This is a genomic window from Sinorhizobium sp. P24N7, from assembly GCF_042436655.1.
GTDB classification, from domain to species: domain Bacteria; phylum Pseudomonadota; class Alphaproteobacteria; order Rhizobiales; family Rhizobiaceae; genus Sinorhizobium; species Sinorhizobium meliloti_A.
Genome location: NZ_JBHMIW010000105.1, coordinates 1 through 529, shown reverse-complemented (window position 1 = coordinate 529; position 529 = coordinate 1). Strand labels below are relative to the sequence as shown.

The 529-nt window shown below is 64.3% G+C and carries 1 protein-coding gene; it reads right to left on the bottom strand.

All coding sequences use genetic code 11. The features are described 5' to 3' along the window. Nucleotides 1–115: 115 nt before the first annotated feature. The coding region (locus tag ACFHWW_RS34165) for an ATP-binding cassette domain-containing protein (protein WP_379943815.1) at nucleotides 116–529 on the bottom strand (414 nt) is incomplete at its 5' end.

The window sequence follows — 529 nt, the reverse complement described above, 5'->3', positions numbered from 1 at the left end:
CCGACGAGCACCGGCCAGATGCCGAGGTCACCGGATCGCATTGTTGCCAGCATCGAATGCACCGGCGAAATCGAGGGCGCCGCAGACCCTTCCTTGAGAATGTTCTGGGTGGACATCAGTTAGCCTCTCCCCTCAGAGTTAGGCGGTTGTCCGGAGGCGACGCGCCGCGGACTTGACCGGTGGTGATAAGCTCTACGAGCTGGCCACTATTGACGCCCTCGCGGCGAAGCTGGGTGACCATTCGCCCCAGGCGCAGCACGGCGATGCTGTCCGAAACAGAAAGTACATCCTCCAGATTGTGGCTGACGAGAACAACGGCGAGGCCGCGTTCGGCAAGCCGCCGGACGAGCGCTAGAACCAGCGGGGTTTGCGCCACCCCCAGCGCGGCCGTCGGTTCATCAAGCACGACCAGCTTGGAATTCCACATCCCCGACTTGGCGACGGCGATCGACTGCCGCTGCCCACCCGACAGGCGTGCCACCGGCTGGCGGACCGACTTCAGCGTGGTGACGGAAAGACTGGCCAGCAC